The sequence below is a fragment of the Paenibacillus sp. FSL L8-0502 genome, from assembly GCF_038593055.1.
GTDB classification, from domain to species: domain Bacteria; phylum Bacillota; class Bacilli; order Paenibacillales; family Paenibacillaceae; genus Paenibacillus; species Paenibacillus polymyxa_D.
In genome coordinates this window covers 2799377-2801804 of sequence record NZ_CP151958.1, presented here as the reverse complement: position 1 = coordinate 2801804, position 2428 = coordinate 2799377, and the positions used below count along the sequence as shown (strand labels likewise).

1 protein-coding gene is annotated in these 2428 nt (G+C 37.7%); it reads right to left on the bottom strand.

Going from position 1 to position 2428, the window contains the following annotated elements:
* Nucleotides 1-2025: 2025 nt before the first annotated feature.
* Nucleotides 2026-2334: a hypothetical protein gene (locus NSQ57_RS12185; RefSeq protein WP_342426097.1), complete on the bottom strand. Its 309-nt coding sequence runs from the start codon at nt 2332-2334 to the stop codon at nt 2026-2028.
* Nucleotides 2335-2428 lie beyond the last annotated feature (94 nt).

The window sequence follows — 2428 nt, the reverse complement described above, 5'->3', positions numbered from 1 at the left end:
ACGTATCTCTCCTCGCGAAATAGATAGGGGTAAAGTAACTCCTCATAAATGACCGCCCTTGTCAAGGAACTAGTCATGCGTGTCTTTTCTCCGGCATTAAATTGCCAATGGTAGTCGGCAAAAGCGATCACTCCTGATATACCATTGAGATATGGGTGCCTTCAAAGAGCTGAATTTGAATCGAAACAAGCGCATCTTCTTTTTCATCGCTCACACTTTCGCAGTGCAAGCTTTTTTAGTTGTGCGGACATAGCAAATAACTCTGACTCTGGATGTATGAAAATGTGCATGGAATGAGAATATTTTTGAATTATGCTGAGAGTACATCTTGGTGGTGGGTTGTAGAATGGTTGCCACAATATTAACAACGTAGTGTATCATGATGTGTGCTGTCGAATCTTGGCTGGAGGGTATCGATGCTGTGAGATACATGAGCTGCTGCAGCGTGGTTAGGAGCGTGATTCACGACTGCGCTTATGACTTCCTGATTTTGTACATGGATGAAAAATGATGGTCATCGGACGGGCCAACGGGGTTCCCATGCTGCTAAGGATACGTTTCACATACCTTAAAAATAATGAAGTTGTCTTTTGCAATACGGGAGATGTGGGACGGATTTACTGGATATGATGCTATGGACAGGGAATCTTACAGTTTGGCCTATACAACTGCCATGCTGTTTCAATTACAATCAGTGCCCCCATACATTGTCTAAAAAAGAGAACAGCTTATGTACTTATGAAGCCATTTCGGGAAGCAGTGAGGGCATGTTGTCCTGCTTGATGTCCATGGAGCTTCTGTTGAACAACTTCTATGTTCTGCAAGCCATTAAGCAAAGTCCTCATATCGGGCGAAAATAACTGGATCTTCTCAGTCAGATAGATCACGATTTTTAAAAACTAAGACATGATCGGAGTCGCCATATAAATTTCTCAAATCCTCTTATTGCCCAAAATTTCACAATAAATCCTTATATCCCTTTTTTCCTCCCAATACTTTCTAGCTATTTTAAATATACAAACTTTAAAACCGATTAGCATGGGACAAAAGTTCCAAATTGATAGATTGCATGAAATCCATAAATAACCCATATTATTCTATTATTTTTATATCTTCAAATACAAGAATTTCACTTTTTTATTAAATTGAATACCGATCATGACCCGTTAACGTGATTTAAGACAAAATTTTTGATTTTATAAATTGATAAAATCAAAATGACGTAGACTTGCAAAAAAGTCCAAAACCCTTGTATCAAAACAAATTTTACGTTACACATCATTAACACAAATGTAACAAATCAATTCTGACATCATCCGACAAATTTCAACTTTTTCAGCAATATTCTTTAATCACCTATATAATGGAATTTATTCACATCAAGCTGAAGTGATTCAAAATTAATAACTCTTCATTTTTTAAATAGATAGTGACTTTTCATAGCTCTTTTGAACTAATTCACATGCAAAATTTTCTTTAATTTTCTTCTGAAATTTCAGTTCAGATTAAATTTTTCTCTAATTTTAGCTAGAAACTTTGCTTTTTATTTAATAGAAACGTTTTGATCTTCCTTTAAAAGTATAAATTTTTAGAAAAATCATAACTATGGAACTATTTTTTTCGCAAAATTCAATGAACCGAAAACATAAAAATAGCAAGCCTCCATGTTGCAAGAGACTTGCTATTTTTATGTTTTGGCGACTTGACCCTTAAGAATGAAGTGAATACTGCCACAGCGAACGTACCAGAAACATTTGTTGTGTGATGTATACTGTGTACGAATCGAATCGTTTTTGTTGCCGAGCTCATCACAACCGATTGAGCTTCTGCCCTGTGATCAGACATGGAACAAATCCTTTGCAACCACTCACCAGATATCCAGACAAGCAATCGTATATCACGTCTTTTAGATGACAAGGGATTCCCGCGGCTGTCCACATTAACCGATTCAAACTGGTGCGAGAACTGAACCGGATAATCAGAGCTTGGCTTCTACGCCTACTTTGCTGCAATAAGAATCGTTCTTCACCCATCCACTACATCTGCTTGTAAATCTGTTGCAATTTCAATCATCTTAGGCACGACAGCCTCATTGGAAATAGCCACGTACACATCCCCCATGTAATGACGAAAAGGTATTTCTACGTCAGCAAACTTCCACATGAAAAAATCTCCCTCGATCGACATGGTGCTCTCAGTACCTTGTATGATAAGCTCCCGTGAATACGAAAAGTCTGGCTGGGATGCAAAGTAATCTTTGCACTCCTCCAGGGAAATGGATTGCTCCACAGGATTTTCCTGCATGGAACGGGTGATTCGAAAACGCTGGTTCATTGATCTGCCTCCACAATTATGATTAAGAAATTCTGGCTCTCATACCTTATAATGTCCACATGATGATGTTAATTAAATTGGAACTACATGGATA